General features: G+C 64.7%; 20 protein-coding genes and 1 pseudogene. 8 read left to right on the top strand and 13 right to left on the bottom strand.

Features of this window, described 5'->3' with window-relative positions; genetic code table 11:
* Positions 1–125: 125 nt before the first annotated feature.
* The 3 genes from JQ580_RS30995 to JQ580_RS31005 all read left to right on the top strand — a co-directional run bounded on the left by JQ580_RS30995 (position 126) and on the right by JQ580_RS31005 (position 4,137).
* The gene (locus tag JQ580_RS30995) at positions 126–1,853 is read left to right on the top strand and encodes a hypothetical protein (protein WP_212284716.1); all 1,728 of its coding nucleotides are present in this window, start codon (positions 126–128) and stop codon (positions 1,851–1,853) included.
* Between the two features lie 271 nt (positions 1,854–2,124).
* A complete protein-coding gene (locus JQ580_RS31000; protein ID WP_212284717.1) occupies positions 2,125–2,850 on the top strand; it encodes a thermonuclease family protein in 726 nt (241 codons plus the stop codon).
* A gap of 99 nt (positions 2,851–2,949) precedes the next feature.
* Positions 2,950–4,137, top strand: coding sequence for a pyridoxal-phosphate-dependent aminotransferase family protein (locus JQ580_RS31005; protein ID WP_212284718.1), 1,188 nt, complete (start codon positions 2,950–2,952; stop codon positions 4,135–4,137).
* A gap of 166 nt (positions 4,138–4,303) precedes the next feature.
* Here JQ580_RS31005 and JQ580_RS31010 read toward each other — a convergent pair whose 3' ends face one another.
* Together JQ580_RS31010 and JQ580_RS31015 are read right to left on the bottom strand one after the other, a co-directional pair.
* Positions 4,304–5,404, bottom strand: coding sequence for a hypothetical protein (locus JQ580_RS31010; protein WP_212284719.1), 1,101 nt, complete (start codon positions 5,402–5,404; stop codon positions 4,304–4,306).
* Entirely contained in the window at positions 5,404–6,840 is a 1,437-nt protein-coding gene (locus JQ580_RS31015; RefSeq protein ID WP_212284724.1) for an MBOAT family O-acyltransferase, read from the bottom strand. Before JQ580_RS31015 ends, JQ580_RS31010 begins: the two co-directional genes overlap by 1 nt.
* A 272-nt stretch (positions 6,841–7,112) precedes the next feature.
* Between JQ580_RS31015 and JQ580_RS31020 the strand changes: the two genes are divergently transcribed.
* Complete coding sequence (locus JQ580_RS31020) at positions 7,113–9,218, top strand: S9 family peptidase (protein WP_212284725.1); 2,106 nt, start codon at positions 7,113–7,115, stop codon at positions 9,216–9,218.
* 212 nt (positions 9,219–9,430) lie between these two features.
* Here the strand turns inward: JQ580_RS31020 and JQ580_RS31025 are convergent, their stop codons facing one another.
* The 5 genes from JQ580_RS31025 to JQ580_RS31045 form a co-directional block, all read right to left on the bottom strand.
* Positions 9,431–10,150, bottom strand: a complete 720-nt coding sequence (locus tag JQ580_RS31025; protein WP_212284726.1) for a ribonuclease activity regulator RraA — start codon at positions 10,148–10,150, stop codon at positions 9,431–9,433.
* A gap of 122 nt (positions 10,151–10,272) precedes the next feature.
* Positions 10,273–12,012, bottom strand: coding sequence for an L-arabinonate dehydratase (gene araD, locus JQ580_RS31030; RefSeq protein ID WP_212284727.1), 1,740 nt, complete (start codon positions 12,010–12,012; stop codon positions 10,273–10,275).
* On the bottom strand, positions 12,009–12,869 hold the full coding sequence (locus JQ580_RS31035; RefSeq protein ID WP_212284728.1) for an ABC transporter permease: 861 nt from the start codon (positions 12,867–12,869) through the stop codon (positions 12,009–12,011). Before JQ580_RS31035 ends, araD begins: the two co-directional genes overlap by 4 nt.
* A gap of 10 nt (positions 12,870–12,879) precedes the next feature.
* Positions 12,880–13,641 carry an ABC transporter ATP-binding protein gene (locus JQ580_RS31040; RefSeq protein ID WP_212284734.1) on the bottom strand — a complete coding sequence of 254 codons (762 nt, stop codon included), beginning with the start codon at positions 13,639–13,641 and terminating at the stop codon, positions 12,880–12,882.
* On the bottom strand, positions 13,641–14,660 hold the full coding sequence (locus JQ580_RS31045; RefSeq protein WP_212284736.1) for an ABC transporter substrate-binding protein: 1,020 nt from the start codon (positions 14,658–14,660) through the stop codon (positions 13,641–13,643). The genes JQ580_RS31040 and JQ580_RS31045 overlap by 1 nt, the downstream gene beginning before the upstream one ends.
* Before the next feature lie 94 nt (positions 14,661–14,754).
* Between JQ580_RS31045 and JQ580_RS31050 the strand changes: the two genes are divergently transcribed.
* From JQ580_RS31050 to JQ580_RS31060, 3 genes are all read left to right on the top strand, one after another.
* Positions 14,755–15,468 (top strand): GntR family transcriptional regulator, encoded by a 714-nt coding sequence (locus tag JQ580_RS31050; protein WP_212284738.1) that lies wholly within the window; start codon positions 14,755–14,757, stop codon positions 15,466–15,468.
* 242 nt (positions 15,469–15,710) lie between these two features.
* Positions 15,711–16,130 (top strand): response regulator, encoded by a 420-nt coding sequence (locus JQ580_RS31055; RefSeq protein ID WP_212284741.1) that lies wholly within the window; start codon positions 15,711–15,713, stop codon positions 16,128–16,130.
* Entirely contained in the window at positions 16,108–19,701 is a 3,594-nt protein-coding gene (locus tag JQ580_RS31060; RefSeq protein WP_212284744.1) for a PAS domain S-box protein, read from the top strand. Before JQ580_RS31055 ends, JQ580_RS31060 begins: the two co-directional genes overlap by 23 nt.
* Before the next feature lie 48 nt (positions 19,702–19,749).
* On the opposite strand, the gene JQ580_RS31065 is transcribed toward JQ580_RS31060, so the two are convergent.
* Positions 19,750–20,385, bottom strand: coding sequence for a response regulator transcription factor (locus tag JQ580_RS31065; protein WP_212284746.1), 636 nt, complete (start codon positions 20,383–20,385; stop codon positions 19,750–19,752).
* 147 nt (positions 20,386–20,532) lie between these two features.
* Between JQ580_RS31065 and JQ580_RS31070 the strand changes: the two genes are divergently transcribed.
* Positions 20,533–20,838, top strand: coding sequence for a hypothetical protein (locus JQ580_RS31070; RefSeq protein WP_212284747.1), 306 nt, complete (start codon positions 20,533–20,535; stop codon positions 20,836–20,838).
* Between the two features lie 56 nt (positions 20,839–20,894).
* Here the strand turns inward: JQ580_RS31070 and JQ580_RS31075 are convergent, their stop codons facing one another.
* The 5 genes and pseudogenes from JQ580_RS31075 to JQ580_RS34025 form a co-directional block, all read right to left on the bottom strand.
* Positions 20,895–21,398, bottom strand: a complete 504-nt coding sequence (locus JQ580_RS31075; RefSeq protein ID WP_212284749.1) for a response regulator — start codon at positions 21,396–21,398, stop codon at positions 20,895–20,897.
* A 131-nt stretch (positions 21,399–21,529) separates the two neighbouring features.
* The gene (locus tag JQ580_RS31080; RefSeq protein WP_212284751.1) at positions 21,530–21,847 is read right to left on the bottom strand and encodes a PilZ domain-containing protein; all 318 of its coding nucleotides are present in this window, start codon (positions 21,845–21,847) and stop codon (positions 21,530–21,532) included.
* Positions 21,848–21,849: 2 nt separating this feature from the next.
* Positions 21,850–22,728: a CheR family methyltransferase gene (locus JQ580_RS31085; RefSeq protein WP_212284753.1), complete on the bottom strand. Its 879-nt coding sequence runs from the start codon at positions 22,726–22,728 to the stop codon at positions 21,850–21,852.
* A 30-nt stretch (positions 22,729–22,758) separates the two neighbouring features.
* A complete protein-coding gene (locus JQ580_RS31090) occupies positions 22,759–23,148 on the bottom strand; it encodes a response regulator (protein ID WP_094897326.1) in 390 nt (129 codons plus the stop codon).
* A gap of 36 nt (positions 23,149–23,184) precedes the next feature.
* A pseudogene (locus JQ580_RS34025) lies at positions 23,185–23,343 on the bottom strand (chemotaxis protein CheW); the annotation flags it as partial.

The raw sequence follows: 23,343 nt of genomic DNA on the forward strand, positions 1-23,343 counted from the left end.
ATGACCTCCGTCACATTTGTATTTCCCGCGAATCCGGGTAGCCTTTTCAACGACTTGCGGGGGACGGCGCGCAGATGGGAGCGTGCCGGCCAACTCCCGACCAAGGCCCCGCGACCAGGTATTTCATGAGCTTTCATTATTTTGCCGGCGCCGCCTGCCGAGCGCTGACCGCGCGGAAGGACGGCCCCTCGCTTTACGACGTCTGCGATCCCGTATTGTCGGGCCCTGCCAGCGGCGATCCTCATCTGGCCAAATTCTACAAGACCGCGCTGGGCAATCCCGCGCTGCGGGTGCTGCTGCGGCGGGCCGGATTGCCCGAGCTGCGCGACGAGGCCAGGCTGACGGCGCTGCGCCGGGCGCTGGCGCGCGCCCGCGACGAGGCCGAGCCCGATTGGGCAGCGGTCGGCCAGCCGGTCGCCGACCTCGTCGACAGCATCGCGCTCGACCATCCCAAGCCGCCGCCGGCGATATTCACGGGCTCGGCGCCGCCCACGGCGCAGATCGACAGCGTAATCCGCGACTGCGCGCAGCATCTGCTCGGCTCCTACCGCAAGAACGGCTTCCTGCCGACCTATGCCGCTTTCAACCTGATCGGCGATCCGGATTTCCGCGGCCGCGAGCTGATCATGGCGCTCACGGGGCTGAACGCCCGCGGCTACAAGAATTCCTCGCTGCTGTTCAACCTTGCCCGTGTCTTCATCGCGCGCTCGCCCGCGCGTGCCGTGGTCAATCCGCCCTGGCGAGGGATCGCCGAGCCGATGTGGGAGCCGGTGCAGATCCGGCACCGCTCGGCCTATTACGACGCGTTCTTCATCGAGGCGCTGCTGAGCTATGGCGAGACCGGGCTCGCCTCACCGGCCGACAAGATCGCGGCCGAGCAGGCGATCGCCGACATGGTGGATTTCTGCGTCAACATCAGCCGCGAGGAGGTCGAGGGCCTCGACGGCACGCGCTTCAACGTCGTCACCGCACTGGCGCCGCCGCCGCATCCGCGCTTCTCGCGCTATTTCGCGCAGATCAAGCAGGACCTCGGCTTCGGCATCTATGTGCCGGATTGCGACACCACGGCGTGCTCGATCTCGGCGGCGACGCAGGCCGGCTGCACCGATCCGATCATCGATCAGCCGCTGCTGGATTTCTACGCAGGCTATCAGGTGCACGCCGGCGTCAACGAACCGCGCGTGACCGTGCCGCTCAACGACAACATCGACTACGAGGGCGGCGTCGCGACCTGGATCGACAACCTCCGGGGCGAGCGTCCCTACGGCAACGACCTCGATCCGACGCTCAATCTCGACATTCTCGAGGTGAGCTTCCGCAATTTGGCGCGCTGGAAAATCCTTGAGACGCCGGCGCGGCTCGCCACCGTGCAACGCATCATCGGCTTTCAGAAGCGGTTGGCGGCGAGCGGCGCCTTCGCCAACCCGCGCTCGCACATCTATTACCTGCCGGAGCTTTACAGTGCCTATTTCGGCCGCTGCTATGCGGCCTTCCTGGCGCTGCCGCTGGCGGCGCAGGCCGCGATCGATCCGAACGGCGATTTCGACTTTATCCGCCATCGCGTGCTGTCCTACGTCAAGGGCGAGTTGATGGCGGCGGAAATGAACGTGTTCGACGCGGCGCTGGCGCTGATCGCGCTCGGCCATCTCGGCGCAGACCCGCGCGCCTTCGCACCGGCGCTGAACGTGATCGTCGGCGCCATCGGCGAGGGCGGCCGCCGCGGCCCGTTCCGCGCCTATGAGTGGAACAAAATGAAGACTCCGACGCGGATTCTGGTGGGTGGTCCCGAGGTGACGTCGGCGTTCGTGCTGATGGGGCTGGCATTGGCGAAGCGGGCGATGGCGCGAGGATAGACACACTCTCGTGCCCCGGACGCAGCGCAGCCCTTCTCCGGCGGTACGCTGCAGAGCCGGGGCCCATGCTCCGCAAGATGTTTCTGCGAATTTCCAGGTCCCGGCTCTGCGGAGCGGCGTTGCACGCCGCACCGCGTCCGGGACACGAGACGCGAAACCTCTCGCAATGACGGGAAGTTGAAAGCCTATCTGTTGAGCATAAGCTGGCCGACAGGCCAAAAGCCGACCACAATCGCGCGCTCTATCGACATTTCACCACACGTGGGCCGGCATGTTGCGAAAAGTCCTGATTGCGCTGTCTCTCCTCGCTCTCCCCTCGCTGGCCGAGGCCGCCGACATCACCGGCACGGCAAAAGTTCGCTCCGGCGATTCCGTCGTGATCGGCAACACGCGGATCCGGCTCGGCGGCATCGACGCGCCCGCGGTCGACCAGCTCTGCCTCAACACCAAGACCGAGCGCTGGACCTGCGGTATCGCGGCGCGCGACGAACTCGCCAAATACGCCGAGGGCAAGAGCTGGGTCTGCCATACCCGCTCGATCGACCGGCGCGGCCGCACCGTGGCGCGCTGCGAGGTCGGCGGCGAGGACATCCAGAAATGGCTGGTGCGCAGCGGCTGGGCGCTGGCCTACACCCGCATCTCCAAGGACTACGAGCCCGACGAAGCTGCTGCGCGCGAGGCAAAAGCCGGAATGTGGCAGGGCGCTTTCATCGCGCCCTGGGACTGGCGTGAGCGCAACAAGAAGACCGTCATCCTGGGCGCCATCAAGCCGCCCGACGGGGCGCATGCGGTTCTGCTCGCCTCGGCCTCGGGACCGGTGGCGCCCTCCCCGGACTGCACCATCAAGGGCAACGTCAACAGCGCCGGAGAGTGCATCTTCCACCAGCCGACCAGCCGCTGGTACACCCAGATCAAGATGAAGATCAGCAAGGGCACACGCTGGTTCTGCTCGGTCGAGGAGGCGGAAGCCGCCGGCTGCCGCGAGACCAAGCGATAACCAGACCTGCATTTTGGACGCTTTTCCAAGGCCCTCGCCCCGCGTAAAAGTGAATCAACGACCCACCAAGCCGCTCTCGAGCAATAAGGACCAACAGCAATGACCGTTCGCGCGGGCCGGGAATTTCTGGCCATCCCCGGGCCCACCACGATGCCCGACGAAGTGCTGCGGGCCATGCACCGTCCGGCGATCGACATCTATTCCAAGCAGATGACCGATCTGACCGAGAGCCTGCTCAGCGACATCTCGAAGCTGTTTGCGACCAAGGGCAAGTCCTACATCTACATCGCCAACGGTCACGGCGCCTGGGAAGCCGCGCTCAGCAACGTGCTGTCGCGCGGCGACAAGGTGCTCGTGCTGGAAAGCGGGCGTTTTGCGATCGGCTGGGGCAATGCGGCAGCGCTGATGGGCGCCGAGGTCGAGGTGCTCAAGGGCGACTGGCGCCGCGCGGTCCGGCCGAGCGAGGTCGAGGAGCGCCTGCGCCGCGACAAGGAACACACCATCAAGGCCGTCGTGGTGGTCCAGGTCGACACGGCTAGCGGCGTGCAGAACGACATCGAGGCGATCGGCAAGGCGATCAAGGCGGCCGGCCATCCGGCGCTGTACATGGTCGACACCGTCGCGTCGCTCGGCTGCATGCCGTTCGAAATGGACAAATGGGGCATCGATGTCGCGATGTCCGGCTCGCAGAAGGGCCTGATGACCCCGCCCGGCCTCGGCTTCGTCGCCGCCAATGCGCGTGCGCTCGAGGTGCACAAGAAGGCGAACATGTCGACGCCCTATTGGAGCTGGAGCGAGCGCGAGGGCACCGAGCATTATCGCAAATATGCCGGCACCGCTCCGGTGCATCTGTTGTTCGCTTTGCGCCAGGCGATCGACCTGCTGCACGAGGAAGGGCTGGAGAACGCCTTCCGCCGCCACAGCCTGCTTGGCGAAGCCACGCGCCGCGCGGTCGGCGCGTGGTCGGAAGGCCAGGTACTCGGCTTCAACGTGGCGGAGGCCAGCGAACGCTCCAACACCGTGACCACGGTGACGATGAGCAACGGCCACGATCCGGCAATCCTGCAGCGCTATTGCAAGGAGAAGTGCGGCGTCGTGCTCGGCACCGGCATCGGCGACCTCTCGGGCCAGGCCTTCCGCATCGCCCATATGGGCCATATCAACGCACCGATGCTGCTGGGTACGCTCGGGGTGATCGAGATCGGCCTCAACGCGCTGAAGATCCCGCATGGCAAGGGCGGCCTGGAGGCGGCGGTGGCGTATCTCGGTGACGAGGTAGCGGCTTAGGTTAATTCTCGTACCCCGGACGCGGCGCAGCACGAAGTGATGCGCTGCAGAGCCGGGCCCCCCTGGCTGCAATCCGTCCCGCCTCAGCGGAGCGGCACTTCGCGCCGCACCGCGTCCGGGACATGCGCTCCGCAATCCGCGAGCGGTCGAACGCGTAATCCGGCCATCAATTCGGCACGCGATACGCCTCGACCTGCGCCTTCAGCTCCTCCAGCGAGGCCGTCGGCTGCTTCGGATCGACGCGATACTTCCCGCTCGCCAGCCATTGCAGAACCATCGCGTCCACCGCCGGCGAATGGTGAATGACGTCGCCGTAATTGCCGAGATCGTGCGTCACCGCCTTGATCGCGCGGAAATCGTGCAGGCGGACGTTCGGAAGCTGCGTCAGGCGCTGCGCAATCACGGCCGTGAGATCGGTGACGATCTTGAGCGTCTCGGGCGAGGCATCGCGCATGGCGACGAACTGCAGAATCGAATAGGGCGGGAAGTAGATGTCGAAGGTCACGTCGGAATGGCGCGTGACCAGGCCGACGGCATCCTGTTCGAAATGCCGCACCATCGCCTGATAGCCGTAGCCCTCGCCGAGGAAGCGGCTGCGCACGGGGCTGGTGATGTAGGCGAAGGCGGCGAGCGTCTTCTTTGCATTGTACTCGCGCGCAACGTCGAAATGCCGCGGCAGCGCGTAGATGTCGTCGACATCGGCCAGCGCGAACTTGACAGGGAGATACGGTGCCGCGCGGGTCAGCGGCCCCTGGAGCGGCGGGACCGAGCGCATCAGTGCGAACAGGGACTCCTTCGCCATCGCGGCGCTGAACAGATAGGACGCGATGCCCTTCGCCGTTCCGCGGTAGAGATCGACCGAGAGATAAGGATCGGCCTCGATGTCGGCGGCATCGACGAAGATGAAATCGTCCATCTCCCAGATCACACGTCTTGCGCCCCGCGCGATCGCCTGCTCCAGCACGAAGGCCTGCTGGCGCGAGTTGGATCCGGTCATCGCCAGCTTGAGCGAGCGAACCCCGAGCGCACGGTCGATGTCGCTCTGGCGGAAGTGGATCGCGAGCGAGGTGCCCATGAAGGCGGTGTCGAACGACTGGCTGCGGATCAGCCCGGCATTCTGCACGCGCGTGTCGTCGGAATAGAACGCGGAGCGCGAGGGGCGGAACAGCTGCAGGGGATCGACGACATAGGTGAGCCCGGCCGCACCGAGCACGAACGCGATGCTCGCGAGCAGGAGACGCTTGAGACTGGTCAAGTTCGCGCGCATCAGAACCGGAAATAGATGAATTCGCTGTGGCTCTGGATGCCCAGGATTCCGAACGCAAGCACCAGCGATGCGCCATAGAGAAACAGCGGCCGCATGCGCCCTGCCCGCAAGTTCTCGCCGACCCTGCGGTTGGCGTGATCGTATCCCAGAAGCGTTTGCGTGTTCGGCGCCAGCCAGACCAATGCGGCGTAGACGGCGATCATCACCAGCGCCGCGATCTCCTCGCGGCCGAACACGATGTTCGAGGGATCCGCCATGGCGTGGAGAACCCGCAGCGCCCACGCAACGCTCTCGGCGCGGAAAAACACCCAGCCGACGACGACGGCGAGGAACGTCAGCACGGCCCCGGCGATGCGAACCGGGCGTGCGAGAGCCGACGGGATGGTCGGCACCACCGCATTGAAGGCGTGATTGACGCAGAGATAGGCCCCGTGCAACGCGCCCCAAATCACAAAAGTCCAGGCCGCGCCGTGCCAGAGCCCGCCGAGCAGCATCGTGACCAGCAGGTTGACGTAGCGCAGCACGCGGCCGTGGCGGTTGCCGCCGAGCGGAATGTAGAGATAGTCGCGCAGGAATTGCGACAGCGTCATGTGCCAGCGGCGCCAGAACTCGACGATGCTGGTGGCCTTGTAGGGCGAGTTGAAATTCACCGGCAGGAAGATGCCGAACATCAGCGAGATCCCGATCGCCATGTCGGAATAGCCGGAGAAGTCGAAATAGAGCTGAAAGGTGTAGGCGAGCGCGCCGCACCAGGCCTGGTCGAAGCTCGGCGAGCGCGCCTCGAAGGCGAGCGCGACCAGCGGTTGGATGCCGTCGGCAAGGCAGGTCTTCTTGAACAGGCCGATGGCGAAGATGATGACGCCGCACAAAATGAGATGTCCGTCCGGACGCTTGGTCTCCTCCCGCTCGAATTGCGGGATCATGTCCTTGTGGTGGAGGATCGGCCCGGCGATCAGATGCGGAAAATACGTCACGAACAGCGCGTAATGCGGCAGCGCATAGGCTGCGACCTGGCCCCGATAGGCGTCCACCAGGAACGCGATCTGCGTGAACGTGTAGAAGGAGATGCCGACCGGCAGCAGGATGTGGACCGCAAAATGCGTGCCGAGCAGCGCGTTGACGTTCTCGGTGGCAAAGCCGGCATATTTGAAGATGCCGAGCACGAGCAGATCGCCAACCACGCCAGCGGCGAGTGCGGCCTTGCGTTGTGACGGGCGAAGCTTCGCCACGATCAGGAGATGGCCGACGCCATAGTTGAATGCAATCGACAGCAGCAACAGCGCCACGAACTGCCAGCTGCCGATCGCGTAGAAGGCGATCGAGGCCAGCGCCAGCCAGATCACAGGGGCGAGATTGCTGCGCTGTCCAAGCCAGAAATAGCCGGCCAGCACGACCGGAAGGAACAGCAGGATGAACGGGTAGGAATTGAACAGCATCAGGCTGGACCGCGTGGAAATATTGTCCCTCAAAGCACACCATGCGCCGATCAACAACCCGGTGCCTCGACACCGTCTTGCCACCGTCCCTGGCACAGCCGCGCTGGCAATTCGCGTGCCTGTCGCCATATTATGGGCGACCAGCCGCCTTCTGCGGCCGTCATTGCCGGGCTCGACCCGGCAATCCATCGCTAAAGGTCTCGTCCTTGATGGATGCGCGGGTCAAGCCCGCGCATAACGAGGTGAGTTTCCGTAAGACGAACGAGGATCGAGTGACCGAAGCCAAGACCCCGTCCCAGCCCCCAATCGCCCCGCGCCGGCCGCATTCCTTCACGCGGCATGGGATCACCGTGACCGACGACTACGCCTGGTTGAAGGACGCGAACTGGCAGGAGGTGCTGCGCGATCCCAAGGTGCTGGATCCCGACATCCGCAAATATCTCGACGAGGAGAACGTCTACACCGAGAGCCTGCTTGGCCATACCGCGGGCCTGCAGAAGACACTGGTGCGCGAGATGCGCGGGCGGATCAAGGAGGACGATTCCAGCGTGCCGTCGCCGGACGGGCCGTATGCCTATTTCCGCAGGTTCCGCGAGGGCGGACAGCACGAGCTGTTCGGCCGCATGCCACGCGACGGCGGCGACGGTGAGGTCGTCCTCGACGGTGACGCGCTCGCCAAGGACCACAAATATTTCAAGTTCGGCGGCAGCCGCCATTCGCACGATCACAAGATGCAGGCCTGGAGCGCGGACACCAAGGGCTCCGAATATTTCTCGATCCGCGTGCGCGACTGGGCGAGCGGTCAGGATTTCGATGACCTCGTCGAGGAGACCGACGGCGGCGTGGTCTGGGCCGCGGATTGCAAGAGCTTCTTCTATGTCCGGCTCGACGACAACCATCGGCCGATGCAGGTCTGGCGCCACAGGCTCGGCACCAAGCAGGCGGATGACTCGCTTGTGTTTGAAGAGCAGGATGCCGGCTGGTTCACCCATCTGCATGAGAGCACCAGCGGCCGATTCTGCGTGATCGCTGGCGGCGACCACGAGACCTCGGAGCAGCGGCTGATCGACCTCGCCAATCCCGAGGCGCCGCCGCGCCTGGTCGCGGCCCGCGAGGAAGGCGTGCAATATTCGATCGCCGACCGCGGCGACCAGCTGTTCATCCTCACCAATGCGGATGATGCCATCGACTTCAAGATCGTCACCGCACCGCTCTCTTCGCCCGAGCGCGCGAACTGGCGCGATCTGATTCCGTATCGTCCCGGCATCTACATCATCGACCTCGATCTCTACGCCGGTCATCTGGTCCGGCTGGAGCGCGCCAATGCGCTGCCGTCGATCGTGATCCGCGATCTGACCTCGAACGAGGAGCACGCCATCGCCTTCGACGAGGCCGCCTATTCGCTGGACGCGATGGGCTCCTACGAATTCGAAACGACGAACTTGCGCTTTGCCTATTCGTCGATGACGACGCCGTCGGAAGTCTACGATTACGACATGGTCAAGCGCACTCGCACCTTGCGCAAGCGCCAGGAGATTCCGTGCGGCCATGACGCGGCCGATTACGTCACCACGCGCATCATGGCGAAGGCGCAGGATGGCGCCGAGGTGCCGGTGTCGATCCTGCATCGCCGCGGGCTCGAGCTCGACGGCTCGGCGCCGCTGCTGCTCTACGGCTACGGCTCCTACGGCATGGCGATGCCGGCCTCGTTCAACGCCAACCGCCTGTCGCTGGTCGACCGCGGCTTCGTCTACGCCATCGCCCATATCCGCGGCGGCGCCGACAAGGGCTGGGGCTGGTATCTCGACGGCAAGCGCGAGAAGAAGACGAACTCGTTCGATGATTTCGCCGCCAGCGCACGCGCGCTGATCGATGCGAACTACACCAGCGCCAGGCGCATCGTCGGCCATGGCGGCTCGGCCGGCGGCATGCTGATGGGCGCGGTGGCCAACCGTGCCGGCGACTTGTTCGCGGGCATCGTTGCCGAGGTGCCGTTCGTCGACGTGCTCAACACCATGCTCGACGACACGCTGCCGCTGACGCCGCCGGAATGGCCGGAATGGGGCAACCCGATCGAGAGCGAGAAGGATTTTCGCACCATTCTGTCGTACTCGCCCTACGACAATGTCACCGCGAAGGAGTATCCGGCGATCCTGGCGATGGGCGGCCTGACCGATCCGCGCGTCACCTATTGGGAGCCGGCCAAATGGATCGCGCGCCTGCGCGCCACCATGACGGGCGGCGGTCCGGTTCTCCTGCGTACCAACATGGGCGCCGGCCACGGCGGCGCGTCGGGGCGGTTCGACCGGCTGGATGAAGTCGCGATCGTGTATGCGTTCGCGCTGTGGGCTGCGGGGATGGTGGAGGCCGGGGTTTAAGGCTCCCGCGCAGCCAAACACTCGGCTCGTCGTCCCCGCGAAGGCGGGGACCCATACCGCGTGATCTATCGAAGAAACGCAGGCAGCAGTACCAACGTCAGTTTCCCAACTGCAAATCGTCGCCAAACTACTCCCTGTGGTTATGGGGCCCGGATCTGCGCTTCGCTTGTCCGGGACGACAGGACAGAGTTTGGCTAAGATCCTGTGATCAATCAGCGCCCGTTCTTCTTCCGCCATTCGGCGAAATCGGTCAGCGTTTGCGGATCAGTCGCGGGGTAGAGACCGAAAATACCGCGGCCTCGGCCTACTTCCTCGGTGACGAAATCCTCAAACGCGGTCATCTCGAAGGTCTCGTTGGCGATCTCGTCGGCGAGATGCGCGGGGATCACGATGACGCCGTCGGCATCGCCGAGGATGATATCGCCGGGAAACACCGGAGCATCGCCGCATCCGATCGGAACGTTGATCTCGATCGCCTGGTGCAGCGTCAGATTGGTGGGCGCCGACGGGCGATGATGGTAGGCGGGAATGCCGAGTTTTGCGATCTCGGCGGAATCGCGAAAGCCGCCGTCGGTGACGACGCCGGCAACGCCGCGCTTCATCAGCCGCGTCACCAGGATCGCGCCGGCCGACGCCGCGCGGGCATCCTTCCGGCTGTCCATCACCAGCACCGCGCCCGGCGGGCAGTCCTCGATCGCCTTGCGCTGCGGGTGGGAACGGTCCTTGAAAACGTCGATGGTGTTGAGATCCTCACGCGCCGGCATGTAGCGCAACGTGAAGGCTTCGCCCACCATGGTCGGCTGGTCGGCGCCGAGCGGATGCACGTCCTGGATCATCTGGATGCGCAGGCCGCGCTTGAACAATGCGGTGGCGACGGTCGCGGTGGAGACGGATTTGAGCCTGGTGCGGGTGGCTTCGCTGAGTTTGGTCATGGGACACTCTCTCGTCGTCATTCCGGGATGCGCTGGGACGGCGCAGGCCCGGAATCCATACTCACGATCGTGGTTATGGATTCCGGGCTCGCCGCTACGCGGCGCCCCGGAACGACAGGTTGCTAATAGATGGACGGCTCGCCGATCGGCGCGCCGAAATCGGTCTCGAGGAAGTCGAAGTCGCAGCCCTCATTGGCCTGCTTAATGTGCTTGGTGAACATCCAGCCATAGCCGCGCTCGAAACGAACTTCCGGCTGCTTCCAGGCGGCGCGACGTTTTTCCAGTTCGGCTTCGCCGACGTCGAGATTGATGGTGCGCGCGGCGACGTCGAGCGAGATGCGGTCGCCGTTCTGCACCAGCGCCAGCGGGCCGCCGATATAGGATTCCGGCGAGACGTGCAGGATGCAGGCGCCGTAGCTGGTGCCGCTCATGCGTGCGTCCGAGATCCGCACCATGTCGCGCACGCCCTGCTTCACGAGCTTGGTCGGAATCGGGAGCATGCCCCATTCCGGCATGCCCGGGCCACCTTGCGGCCCCGCATTGCGCAGGATGAGAATGTGGTCCTCGGTGACATCGAGGTTGGGATCCTCGACCGCCTTCTTCATCGAGGGATAGTCGTCGAACACCAGCGCAGGTCCGGTGTGCTTGAGGAAGCGCGGCGCGCAGGCTGACGGCTTGATGACGCAGCCGTCGGGCGCGAGGTTGCCCTTGAGCACGGCGAGCGCGCCTTCTTTGTAGATCGGATTGTCTATACCGCGGATCACGTCGCCGTTGTGAACTTCGGCCCCCTCGATATTCTCGCCGATGGTCTTTCCGGTGACCGTGATGCAGTCGAGATGCAGATGCGGCTTGATCTGGCCCATCAGCGCCGGCAGGCCGCCGGCGTAGAAGAAGTCCTCCATCAGATAGGCATCGCCGCTGGGCCGCACATTGGCGATCACGGGCACCTTGCGGCTCGCGATCTCGAAATCGTCGAGGCCGATGTCCTGGCCGGCGCGGCGCGCCTGCGCGATCAGATGGATGATGGCGTTGGTCGAGCATCCCATCGCCATCGCGACCGCGATTGCGTTCTCGAAGGCCTTCCGGGTCTGGATCACCTTCGGCGTCAAATCTTCCCACACCATCTCGACGATGCGGCGGCCGCATTCGGAGGCCATGCGGATGTGGTTGGCATCCGCCGCCGGGATCGAGGAGGCGCCCGGCAGCGTCATGCCGATCGCCTCGGCGATCGCGGTCATGGTCGAGGCCGTACCCATGGTCATGCAGGTGCCGTAGCTGCGGGCGATGCCGGCTTCGATGTCGAGCCAGTCCTTGTCGGAGATTTTCCCGGCGCGGCGCTCGTCCCAGTATTTCCAGCCGTCGGAGCCGGAGCCGAGCGTCTTGCCCTTCCAGTTGCCGCGCAGCATCGGACCCGCCGGCAGATAGATCGCCGGAATGTTCATCGAGGTCGCGCCCAGCAGCAGCGCCGGCGTCGTCTTGTCGCAGCCGCCCATCAGCACCACGCCGTCGACGGGATGGCTGCGCAGCAATTCTTCCGCGTCCATCGCGAGCAGGTTGCGATAAAGCATGGTGGTCGGCTTGAGCAGCGATTCCGACAGCGACAGCGCCGGCAGCTCGATCGGCAGGCCGCCGGCCATCAGGATACCGCGCTTGACGTCGTCGACGCGCGACTTGAAGTGCATGTGGCAGGGCTGCGCATCCGACCAGGTGTTGAGAATCGCGATGATCGGGCGGTCCTTCCACTCCTCCGGCGCGTAGCCCATCTGCATGGTGCGGGAGCGATGGCCGAAGGAGCGCAGATCGTCGGGCGCGAACCAGCGCGCGCTGCGCAGCTGGTCCGGCGTGATTTTCTTCTTGGTCATGATTGGGTGCCCCATTTCTGCACGGTATGCCGCTCGATGGCGCGGAAGATCAGGTTCTCGACAAAAAGCCCGATGATAATCACCGTCAAGAGGCCCGCGAACACGGCGGGTATGTCGAGCAGGTTGCGGTTCTCGAAGATGAACCAGCCGAGCCCGCCCTGCCCCGAGGACACGCCGAACACCAGTTCGGCCGCGATCAGCGTGCGCCACGCAAACGCCCAGCCGATCTTGAGCCCGGTGAGGATCGAGCCGAAGGCCGCAGGGATGAGGATCTTTGCCACGTAAGGCAGTCCGCGCAGGCCGTAATTGCGTCCGACCATGCGCAGCGTGTTGGAAACGCTCTTGAAGCCGGAATGCGTGTTGAGCGCGACCGGCCACAGCACCGAATGGATCAACACGAAGACGAGACTGCCATTGCCGAGCCCGAACCAGATCAAGGCCAGCGGCAGCAGCGCGATCGCCGGCAGCGGATTGAACATCGCCGTCACGGTCTCGAGGAAATCGGTGCCGATACGGGTGGAAATCGCGAGCACCGTGAAGATCGCGGCGAGCACGATGCCGGCGGAATAGCCCATGAACAGCACTTTCAGCGAAGCCCAGGCCCGCATCGGGATGGTGCCGTCCTTGACGCGGTCGAACAGCGTGATCGCCGTATCGTGCAGCGTGGGGAACAACAACGGGTTGTCGAGAGCGACGCCGTAGGCCTCCCAGACCGCCGCCAGGAACAGGATGATGACCGACTTGCGAACGAAGCCGTCGTTCCACAGCATTTCAGGAACGCTCAGCCTGCGCTCGACCTCGGCCGCCCCCGTGGCGGCGGCGGGCGCGTCACGCAACAAAATCCTTGCCTCGCCCATGGCGGCTCCTTCAATGCGCGGTGGCTTCGCCGGCGAACAGGAGATCGTGGATCTCCTTCTCCAGCCGGCCGGCGCTGCCGTCCTCGTTGCCGACCTTGTCGACGTCGATCACCTCGGCCTTGACGCGGCCGGGATGCGGCGACAGCAGCAGAATGCGGTTGCCGATGCGGATCGCTTCCGCGATCGAATGCGTCACGAACAGCACAGTGAATTTGGTCTCGCTCCAGAGCTGAAGCAGCTCGTCCTGGCAGGTCCGGCGTGTCAGCGCGTCGAGCGCGGCGAACGGCTCATCCATCAAAAGGATGTCCGGCTCCATCGCCATGCCGCGTGCGATCGCGACGCGCTGCTTCATGCCGCCGGACAGCGTGTGCGGATAGGCGTCGACCACGCGCGTGAGGCCGACCTTCTCGATGTAGGACCGCGCCTTCGCCTCGGCGTCCTTGCGCGAGAGCTTTCGCGCGGTCAGCAGCGGAAACATCACGTTGGCGAGCACGCTCTTCCAGGGCAGCAGCTGGTCGAACTCCTGGAAGATCATCATGCGGTCGGCGCCGGGGCCGTGGATTTCGCGGCCACTGATGGTCATGCGACCCTCGCTCGGGCTCATGTAGCCGCCGACGGCCTTGAGCAGGGTCGACTTGCCGCAGCCGGAGGGACCGAGCAGCACGAAGCGGTCGGATTTGTCAACCGTGAAGCTCACCCTCTCCGTGGCGGTGACGACGGCGCTGGAGGTCTTGTAGCGCAGCGTCACGGAGCTGACGTCGAGCAGCGCCATCAGTTGCCCTTCAGGTCGTGTGCGACGGGCAGGTAGTAATCCGTCCAGGCCTTCGGCTGGCTTTTCAGCGTGCCAGTCTTGAACAGATGCGCGGCGAATTTCATCGTGCCCTGCGGCTCGAGATTCCATTCCATCATGCCCGGCTCCTTCAGCAGATCGAGCAGTTCCTCGACCGAGGTCTTGTCGCCGGTGATCTCCTTGTAGATCTCGACCGCCTGCCTGGTATCGCTGCGGATCAGGTCCTGCGCTTCCTTGGTCGCGTCGCGGACCGCCTGGATGATCTTTGGGTTTGCGTCGGCGAATTTGGTGGTCGTGAAGAATTGCGCCTGGCTGAGCGGCCCGCCCATCACGTCCGGCGACGACAGCACGACATGCGCGCCCGGCACGTTCTTCAGTTCCAGGAAGGTGAAGGGCGGAATCGAGAAGTGCGTGTGGACCTCGTGCTTGGGGTTGGACAGCGCCGCGTAGGCGTCGGGGTGACCAAGCTGCACGGTGTTGGAATCGAGCTTCGACCATTGGTCGGCGCCAAAAGCCTCGGCAGCCGCGATTTGGAGCACAATCGCCTGGGTCGAGACCTTCACCGTCGGTACCGCGATCTTGTCCGAGGGGCCGAAATCCCTGATCGACTTGATGTTGGCGTCACGGCTGATCAGCGTCATCGGCTGGGCTGACGTGGCGACGATGCCCTTCACGCCGCCGCGGGTGCGATCCCACAACAGCAGGAGGTTGCCGGTGCCGGTATTGAGAATGTCGACGCCGCCCGCGAGCAGCGCATCGGTCTGCGCGCCGCCGCCGGAGAAGGTCACCCATTTGGTAATGACGCCGGGAACGCCGAGAGCAGCCGCATGCTTCTCGATCAGCTTCTGCTTCTCCATGATGTGGCTCGGCATGTAGAAAATGCCGGGCTGGCGCGACAGCGAGATCTCGGACTTCTGCTGTGCACACGCCGGCGAAACCGACAGCATTGTTGCGGCGATCAGGGCGATGGCGGCAACGCCACGCTGAAATTGATTGATCATAGTTGTTCGTTTCCTCCGGCCGCCATTGACGAGCGATCCTGGTGATGCACTAATGTATTAGTGCATCAAAGGCAAGTCTGCCGGAGCCTTCGCCATGGAGACTACCCATCCCGCGGCCCGCGTGGCCCGTCCCGGCGCGCGGCTCGACCGGGCCCGGCAGGCCGCGCCGCAGGTGTTCGAGCGGCTGCGCAACGCCATTCTCGCGCTCGAATTGCCCCCGGGCTCGCCGCTGTCGAGGACGGCTCTCGCCGCGCAATTCGGCGTCAGTTCGACGCCGATCCGCGACGCCCTGATGCGGCTCGAGGAAGAAGGCCTCGTGGACGTGTTTCCGCAACACGCGACCGTGGTCAGCAGGGTCGATGTCGGCCGCGCCGAGCAGGCGCATTTCCTGCGCCAGGCGCTCGAACTCGAAATCGTCCGGCTGCTTGCGGAGCAGCACGACCAGGCCCTGGTCCTCCGCCTCGACCATGCGATCGCGCTTCAGCAGCAGTTCGCCAAGGCCGGCGACTTCGAGAGCTTCATTGCCGCCGACAATGATTTTCACGCGCAGCTCTATGCCGCGGCCGGCAAGCAGGAGTTATGGACGCTAGTGCGCAGCCGCAGCGGACATATCGACCGGCTGCGACGGCTGCATTTGCCCTCGCCCGGCAAGGCCCAGAATATCGTCCGTCACCACCGGCTGATCACGCGCGCGATCGAGGCCGGCGATCCCGACGCCGCGCAGCAGCATCTGCGCAAGCACTTGTCAGGCACGCTCAGCGAGCTCGACAAGATCCGAAGCCATTACCCGGAATATTTGACCTATTAGAACGCGATGAGATGAGGCTCGGCTAGCGCTACGGCAAAGGTCCGTTCCCGTCCCCCACACTGTGGGAGGGTACGGAGGGGATGCGGCACGACCGGCCGGAATATGCATGGAACCATGCAAAGTGACAGCGCGCCACTCGCGAAGTGCTTGCAGGCCGGGCGAAATCCGCGCAACAATTTCATTTTTGATGGTTTGATTTGCAGCCGGCGGGGAGGCCCCATCCGGCCCGGAGGAATTTAGACGTGGCCAACATCCTGATCGTGGATGACGACCCGGCCGTTCAAATCACGATCCGGCTGCTCCTGGAGAGAGCCGGACATCACGTCACCGTCGCCGGGGATGGCCACAGGGGACTTGCGCTGTTCGAGGCCAGCCGGTTCGACCTCCTGTTTCTCGATATCTTCATGCCCGGCATGGACGGGCTTGAGACGATGCGTCACATCCGGGTACTGGCTCCGACCATTCCGATCATCGTCATTTCCGGCCGCTCGGTCACGCCGGATGCCTATGCGGAGCCGGACTTCCTGAAGATGGCGACCAAGCTCGGCGCGGTAGCCAGTTTGCAAAAGCCGTTCCGACCCGACGCCTTGCTCGCTGCGGTCGATGGTTGCCTGAAAGCAGGCGAGCCGGAAGGGTCCGATGTCAGCTCCGGCCGCCGATGACGGGGGTGCCTCGGCTCCAGGCCAGACCAGGCGCGGTCATCCGGGAAGCCCTGCGCACATCCGCATGACGCTCGCGACGCGGTTGGCGATTGCGATGATCCTGCTGGTGGCGGTCACCGTGGCCGCAGTCGGGTGGCTGGGTTTCCGCAACACCACGCAGGCGGTGATTCCGCGCGTGCTGGAACGGGTCGAGGCCCAGTCACGCCTGCTCGCCACCGGTCTGGAATCCTATGTTGCCGGCGCTCGCGGCGATCTGGTCGGCTATCGCTCCGCCGCGGCCATCAACGGCTTGATCCGCGCTCACCTCGCCGGCGGCGTCGACCCCGCAGACGGCGTGTCGGAGCAAACCTGGCGCGAGCGCATCGCGACGCGGCTCGCGGCCGAGATCGAGGCCAAGCCCAGCTACGCGCAGTTTCGAATCATCGGCATCGACGATGATCAGCGCGAGTTGGTGCGGGTCGACCACTCCGGCCCGAACGGGGCGGTGCGGATCGCCCCCAACAGCGAGCTCGAGCGCAAGGGCGAACGAGCCTATTTTCAGGACACGATCGGGCTGGCGCCGGGCGAGATCTACGTTTCGCCCATCGATCTCGCCACCCGCCAGGGAGGCACCACGGCCCTGCACGTTCCGACGCTGCGGGTCGCGATGCCGCTGTTCACACCGGATGGCAAGCCGTTCGGCATCATCATCGCCAATATCGACATGCGCCCGGCCCTGGATCACGTGCGCGGAACGGCGGGCTCGGGTGGCGAGATCTACGTCGTCAATTCGCGCGGCGATTATCTCGTCCATCCTGATCGCACGCGAGAGTTCGGCACATTGCACGGCCGCCCCACCAACTGGCGCAATGATTTTCCGTTCTTCGCGAGTCTGGCCGGCACATCGGACGTATCTACGCGGCTCATGACCGACGAGGCGGGCCGGCCGAGCGGCGCGGCGATCGCACCGGCACTGCTGGCCGGCAAGGAATGGACCGCAATCATCGTGACCATTCCGCCGGCCGTGTTCGGCCGGGTGCCGGCCGCCATTCAAAATACGTCCCTGCTGGTCGGCGTGCTGGCCATCCTCGCTGCGGCTGCACTCGCAGTGCTGCTGGCGCGCTCGCTGACCCGACCGATCGGCCGCCTGACCGCGGCCGTGGAGGCGATCGGCCGCGGACAGCAAGCGGAGATCCCCGTCGATGCCGGCGGCGAGACGGGCGTGCTGGCGCGGGCATTCGCCCGGATGGTCGAAGAGACGCGGGCGAAGACAGCCGCGCTCGAGCAGGAGGTCCGGGAGCACCGCCGCACCGAGGCGGCGCGAAGCCATCACGCGGCACGCGAGCACTTGTTCAGCGCCGCCGTCGAATCATCCGACGATGCGATCGTGATGCAGACGCTCGATGCCATCATCACAGGTTGGAACCCGGCCGCAGAGCGGCTCTATGGCTATACGGCGAGTGAGGCGATCGGGAAATCCACCGAGATCATCGTCCCGCCCGACCGCCGCGCGCAAGGCAAGGAAATCCTGGCGCGGATTGCGCGAGGCGAGCCGATCGAACGGTTCGAGACGGTGCGCCTGCGCAAGGACGGCACGCCGATCGAGATCTCACTCAGCCTCTCGCCGATCAGGGGATCGTCGAGCGAAATCGTGGGCGTCTCCGGCACCGCGCACAGCCTCACCGAGGCGCGGCGGGCCGAGCGGCAGGTGCAGCAACAGCTCGAAGAGCGCCGGCAGATCTTCGACACGTCGCAGGACCTGATCATGGTCATGAACTCGCGAGGCGCCATCGCGCAGATCAGCCCGAGCAGCGAGACCATTCTCGGCTATCGGCCGGATGAGATGATCGGGCGCAGCGGCACCGACTTCATTCACCTGGATCATCTCGAGCCCGCCCGTGCCGAGATGCGCGCGCTACGCCGCGGCGAGCGCGTCAAGCTCGCCGACACGCGCTGCTTCCACCGCAACGGACACGAGGTCTGGCTGTCCTGGCTCGGCAGCTGGTCCGAGCAGGCGCAACGCTACTTCTTCGTCGGGCGCGACATGACGGAGGCGCGGCTCGTGCAGGAATCGCTGCGCGAGAGCGAGCGGCTTGCCCGCAACATCGTCGAGACCTCGCTCGACGCCTTCGTCCAGACCGACGAGACCGGCAGCATCCTGAACTGGAACACGCAGGCCGAGCAGCTGTTCGGCTGGCCCCGCCACGAGGTGCTCGGGAAAAGCACCATCGACCTGATCATCGCCGAGAGCAACCGCGAGATCGTCTTGGAGAGAATGAAGAACTTCCCGAAAAACGGGAAAGACCGGGCGCTGAAATATCGCCGCGAGCTGATTTGCCGCCGCCGCGACGGCAAGGAATTCAGGGCCGAGGTGAGCGTGACCGCGCTGGAGCGCCGCGAGGGCCTGCTGTTCAACGTGTTCTACCGCGACCTCACCGACAAGATCGCCGCCGAGGAGCGCATCCGCCACGCCGAAAAGATGGAGGCGGTCGGCCAGCTCACCGGCGGCGTGGCGCATGATTTCAACAACATCCTCACCGTCATCACCGGCACGATCGAGATCCTCGCTGAGGCCGTCGCGAAGGAGCCGCAGCTCGCCGCCATCACGAAGATGATCGACGAAGCCGCCGCGCGCGGCGCCGAGCTGACCCAGCATTTGCTCGCCTTCGCGCGCAAGCAGCCGCTCCAGCCGCGCGAGATCGACATCAACGCGCTGATCGTCGACACCACGAAGCTGTTGCGACCGACGCTGGGCGAGCAGATCCAGATCGAATCGGTGTTCGAGGAGGAGAGTTGCGTCGCGATCGTCGATCCCAACCAGCTCACCACCGCGATCCTCAACCTCGCGCTCAACGCCCGCGATGCCATGCCCAGCGGCGGCAAGCTGATCGTGGAGACCGGCGCGGCCTATCTCGACGAGGTCTATGCCAGCGGCAACGACATCCGCCCCGGCCGTTACGTGCTGATCGCCGTGAGCGACACCGGCACCGGGATTCCCGCGCACCTGCTGACCCGGGTGTTCGACCCCTTCTTCACCTCGAAGGGACCGGGCAAGGGCACCGGACTCGGACTGTCGATGGTCTACGGCTTCATCAAGCAGTCGGCGGGCCACATCAAGATCTACAGCGAGGAAGGCCACGGCAGCACGATCAAGATGTACCTGCCGCCCGGCAAGACGCCGACAGTCGTCAGCGAGGGCGTGACGCCGGCGACGATCGAGGGTGGACACGAAACGATCCTGGTAGTCGAGGACGACCGGCTGGTGCGCGACTATGTGCTCGCGCAGCTGCACTCGCTGGGTTACGTCACCCTGCAGGCCGCGAACGCGGCGGAGGCGCTGGCGATCGTTGCCTCCGGCAAGCCGTTCGACCTGCTGTTCACCGACGTCATCATGCCCGGCAAGATGAATGGACGGCAGCTTGCCGACGAGTTGATGAAGACGCGGCCCGATCTCAGGGTGGTCTACACGTCAGGCTATACCGAGAATGCGATCATCCATCACGGCCGGCTGGATTCCGGCGTGACGCTGCTGGCCAAGCCCTACCGCAAATCGGATCTCGCGCGGGTCATCCGCAAGGCGCTGAGCGCTTGAGATCCCCGTAGCCCGGACGAGTTACTGCGTCCGGGCACGAGGACCATTTTACGACGCGCGCTGCGCCGCGGTCATCACGATGCGGATCAGATCGGCGGCGTTGCGCGCACCGAGCTTCTTCATGATGTTGGCGCGATGATCCTCGATGGTGCGCGGGCTGATGCCGAGGGTGCGGCCGGCTTCCTTGTTGGACGCACCGGATGCGAACTGCTCGAGCACCTCGCGCTCCCTGCGGGTCAGGGGCTCACGTCCGGGGAAATGCAGCGAGCTAAATTTCGGCGAGGCGTTCTCCGCCTGCCTGCGTGCATAGGCGCCGATCGCCTCGTCGAGCCGGCCGACGATCTCGCTGCCGCGGAACGGCTTCTCGATGAAGTCGAGCGCGCCGCTCTTGATCGCGCCAACCGCCATCGCGATGTCGCCCTGTCCGGAGATCATGAAGATCGGCGCCGGATAATCCTCGCCCTGCAGCTCCTCCAGAATGTCGAGGCCCGACTTCCCAGGAATGTGCACGTCGAGCAGGATCGCAGCCGGTGTGCGGTTTCGCGCGACGGAGAGCAACGCTGCGCCGTCGGCAAAACAGATCACCTCATAGCCCGCCGCTTTCAACACCATCGACAAGGTGTCGCGAACGGCAGGGTCGTCGTCGACTACGAAGATTTCACCGCGAGAGCTTTGTTCGGCCATGTGCCACATCCAGTTGGCATGAAGGACTCGCGTCCGCCTCCCGTTATGGCGTTTGGCGCGGATTCGGCCCACCCGTATTTGTACGGGACATGGACTTAACGCACAAGTAGCGACGAGGTGCCTTATTGCGGGGGACGGAGAATATCCATGCTAAATTACGCAGGCACACCCCCGCTCGCCGCGATGGCGGACGCCGACAGCCGTCAGTTGATCGCAGCAGAACTTCGCTCACTGATCGCGCGCATCGACATCAGTGTGCGTCTGATCGACGCGGCGATGAAACCGGAAAACGTCGAGCCCGTACCCGATGGCGCGATCGCGGGTTCCACCGAGATCTTCGTGCTGGATGACGTCACGCCGCGCTATGCCACGGCAAGTGCCGCCCTCAATGCCTGCCGGGCGGGCCTTGGCCGCGCCCTGCAATCGCTGTCGGAATCCGGCAACGCAACATAGAGCGCGGTCACCGCGGCGCAGCAGCCGCGCTCCATCGCTCGGCTGCTTCGTAAGCCTCAGGCGCGATGCCGTTCCACGATCGCGTCGGTGGCGACGCCACCCCAGGTGTGAATCGCAGGAAGCCCCATCGCGGTCTTGCCGAGATTGGCGAGGCTGATGCGCAGGGCCGCGAGGTCGAGCGGCTTCGGCAGGCTCTGGAGCTCGATCCCGACGGACCGGGCGAAGCTGCGCGCGGCGCTGCGGCGCTTGCCGTCCATGCCGCTGATGACGATCACGGCGCCACCGAACTTCGCCGCCGCCATCTCGCGCAGCACGTCGATGCCGTCGCCGTCCTCCAGAACGAGATCGAGCGTCACGCAGTCGAAGCGCGCGGCGCGAAGCTTCTCGATCGCATCCGCCACGGACGGCGCCACGGAGACTTCGTGGCCGGCCTGCTTGGCGGCGACCGTGATCAGGCTGCGCTGCGTGGCGTCATCATCGACCACCAGGAGCTGAAGCGCGCGCCGCTCGGCGCCGTCGGGCAGGTTCGATGAGATGGGGGAAAGAGAACTTCTGGGCATTTCAGTATCCTGAGATTGGGATCATCAAAGGATACACGGTTCGCACTTAGGCCACGTAAAGCCGCTATCGCGAATTCATTCGGATGTTTTCAGAAAATGTGAAGCAATGGATCGGAAAGGACGCGCGCGGATCACGCCGCTTCGTCACGGCCGCCGGCCGAGCCGCGCTTCTTCCGGTTCTTGCCGCGCAGGAACTGGATGTCCATTTCGGCGCCGTTGACGCGGACCAGTTCGCAGCGGCGGTAGGCGAGGCCCGTGGACGACAACAGCAGGAAGAACTCCTTCAGGTTCAACCCCTGGATCGAGCCTTCCACCGTGAGGATGGCGTCGGTATCGGAGATCGCGTTGAGCGTGCAGTCGCGGCGCCATGTGCCGTCGATGGCCATGATGCAGACATCGTAGCCGCGACTGAAAGTGACGCGTTCCGTACCCTTGCCATCCTCGGCCATGTCTATCGTCCTGCCATGACCGCCAGTCGCGGCGCTGCGGCGGCGAAGGCCGGCTTGGCGGCTGCGGCACGCGGATCGTTCGGCTTGTAGAGGCCGCGCCGCTCCGGAATCGGCCGGAACGTATCTGTCAGGCCGACCACGGTTTCGGCCGCGCCCAGCACCAGGAAGCCGTCGGGCTCGATCTGGCGCGCCAGCCGGTTGAAGATGTTGATCTTGGTGTCCTGGTCGAAATAGATCAGCACGTTGCGGCAGAAGATGACGTCGAAGGTACCGAGCTGCGCGAAGTCGTGCAGCAGGTTGAGCTGCCGGTGCTGGATCATCGCCCGCAATTCGGGATTGACCTGCCAGGTCTCGCCGGTCTGCTTGAAATATTTCATCAGCATCTGGATCGGCAGGCCGCGCTGCACCTCGAACTGGCTGTAGATTCCGGACTTGGCCTTCTCCAGCACCTCCTGCGAGAGATCAGTCGCGATGATCTCGATGCGCCAGCCGGTGAGGGCTGCGCTCATGTCCTTCAGGCACATCGCCAGCGAATAGGGCTCCTGCCCGGTCGAGCCGGCCGCGCACCAGATCCGGATGCTGCGTTTTGCAGCCCGTGCCTTGATGATCTCCGGCATGATGTGGTCGCGGAAATGATCGAACGGAACCTTGTCGCGGAAGAAGAAGGTCTCGTTGGTGGTCATGGCTTCGACCACGTCGGTGATCACCGTGCGCGCGCCGCCTTGCAGCTTCTGCACGAGCTCGCCGATGCCGGAGAGCCCGGCCTTGCGGGCCAGCGGCAGCAGCCGGCTTTCGATCAGATATTGCTTGTCTGCGGACAGGTCGAGACCGGAATTGTCCTTCAAGAACTTACGCAGATACTCATACTCGGTCGGATTCACGGAAGACCTCTTGAAGTTAACGAAGGCGTCTCAAGCGGCGGTTTGTTCGTCCAGCGCAATCAGACCGACTTCCTGGAATTTCGCCATCACGATGTCCTTGTCGAACGGCTTCATGATGTACTCGTTGGCGCCGCCGCCCATTGCCTTCGTGATGTGATCGATACCGGTTTCCGTGGTGCAGAACACGACCATGGGCTCGTCGCCGCCGGGCATGCGGCGCAGCGTGCCCAGAAACTGGAAACCGTCCATGACGGGCATGTTCCAGTCGAGCAGGATGGCTTCCGGCATCGCCTTCTTGCAGTGAACCAGAGCCTCGACGCCATCTTCGGCTTCGATCACCTGAAAGCCCAGTGCCTCGACGATACGCCGGGCAACTTTCCGGACGATGCTGGAATCGTCAACAACCAAACAAGTCTTCATTTTTCCTCTCCGACTTCGGTGTTCTTTGGTGTGAGTTTACGCAGCCATTTGCACTCTGGTTTCGAGATCGAGGACACGGTCGATGTCGAGGACGACCATGAGCTGGCCGTCGAGGCGGTGCACGCCGCCGGCGAGCTTGGCCATGCGCGGGTCGAGGTTGACGGGGTTTTCCTCCATGCCGGCCTCGGGCAGGCG

This window comes from Bradyrhizobium sp. SZCCT0148 (genome assembly GCF_018129985.1).
Taxonomy (GTDB): Bacteria; Pseudomonadota; Alphaproteobacteria; order Rhizobiales; family Xanthobacteraceae; genus Bradyrhizobium; species Bradyrhizobium japonicum_H.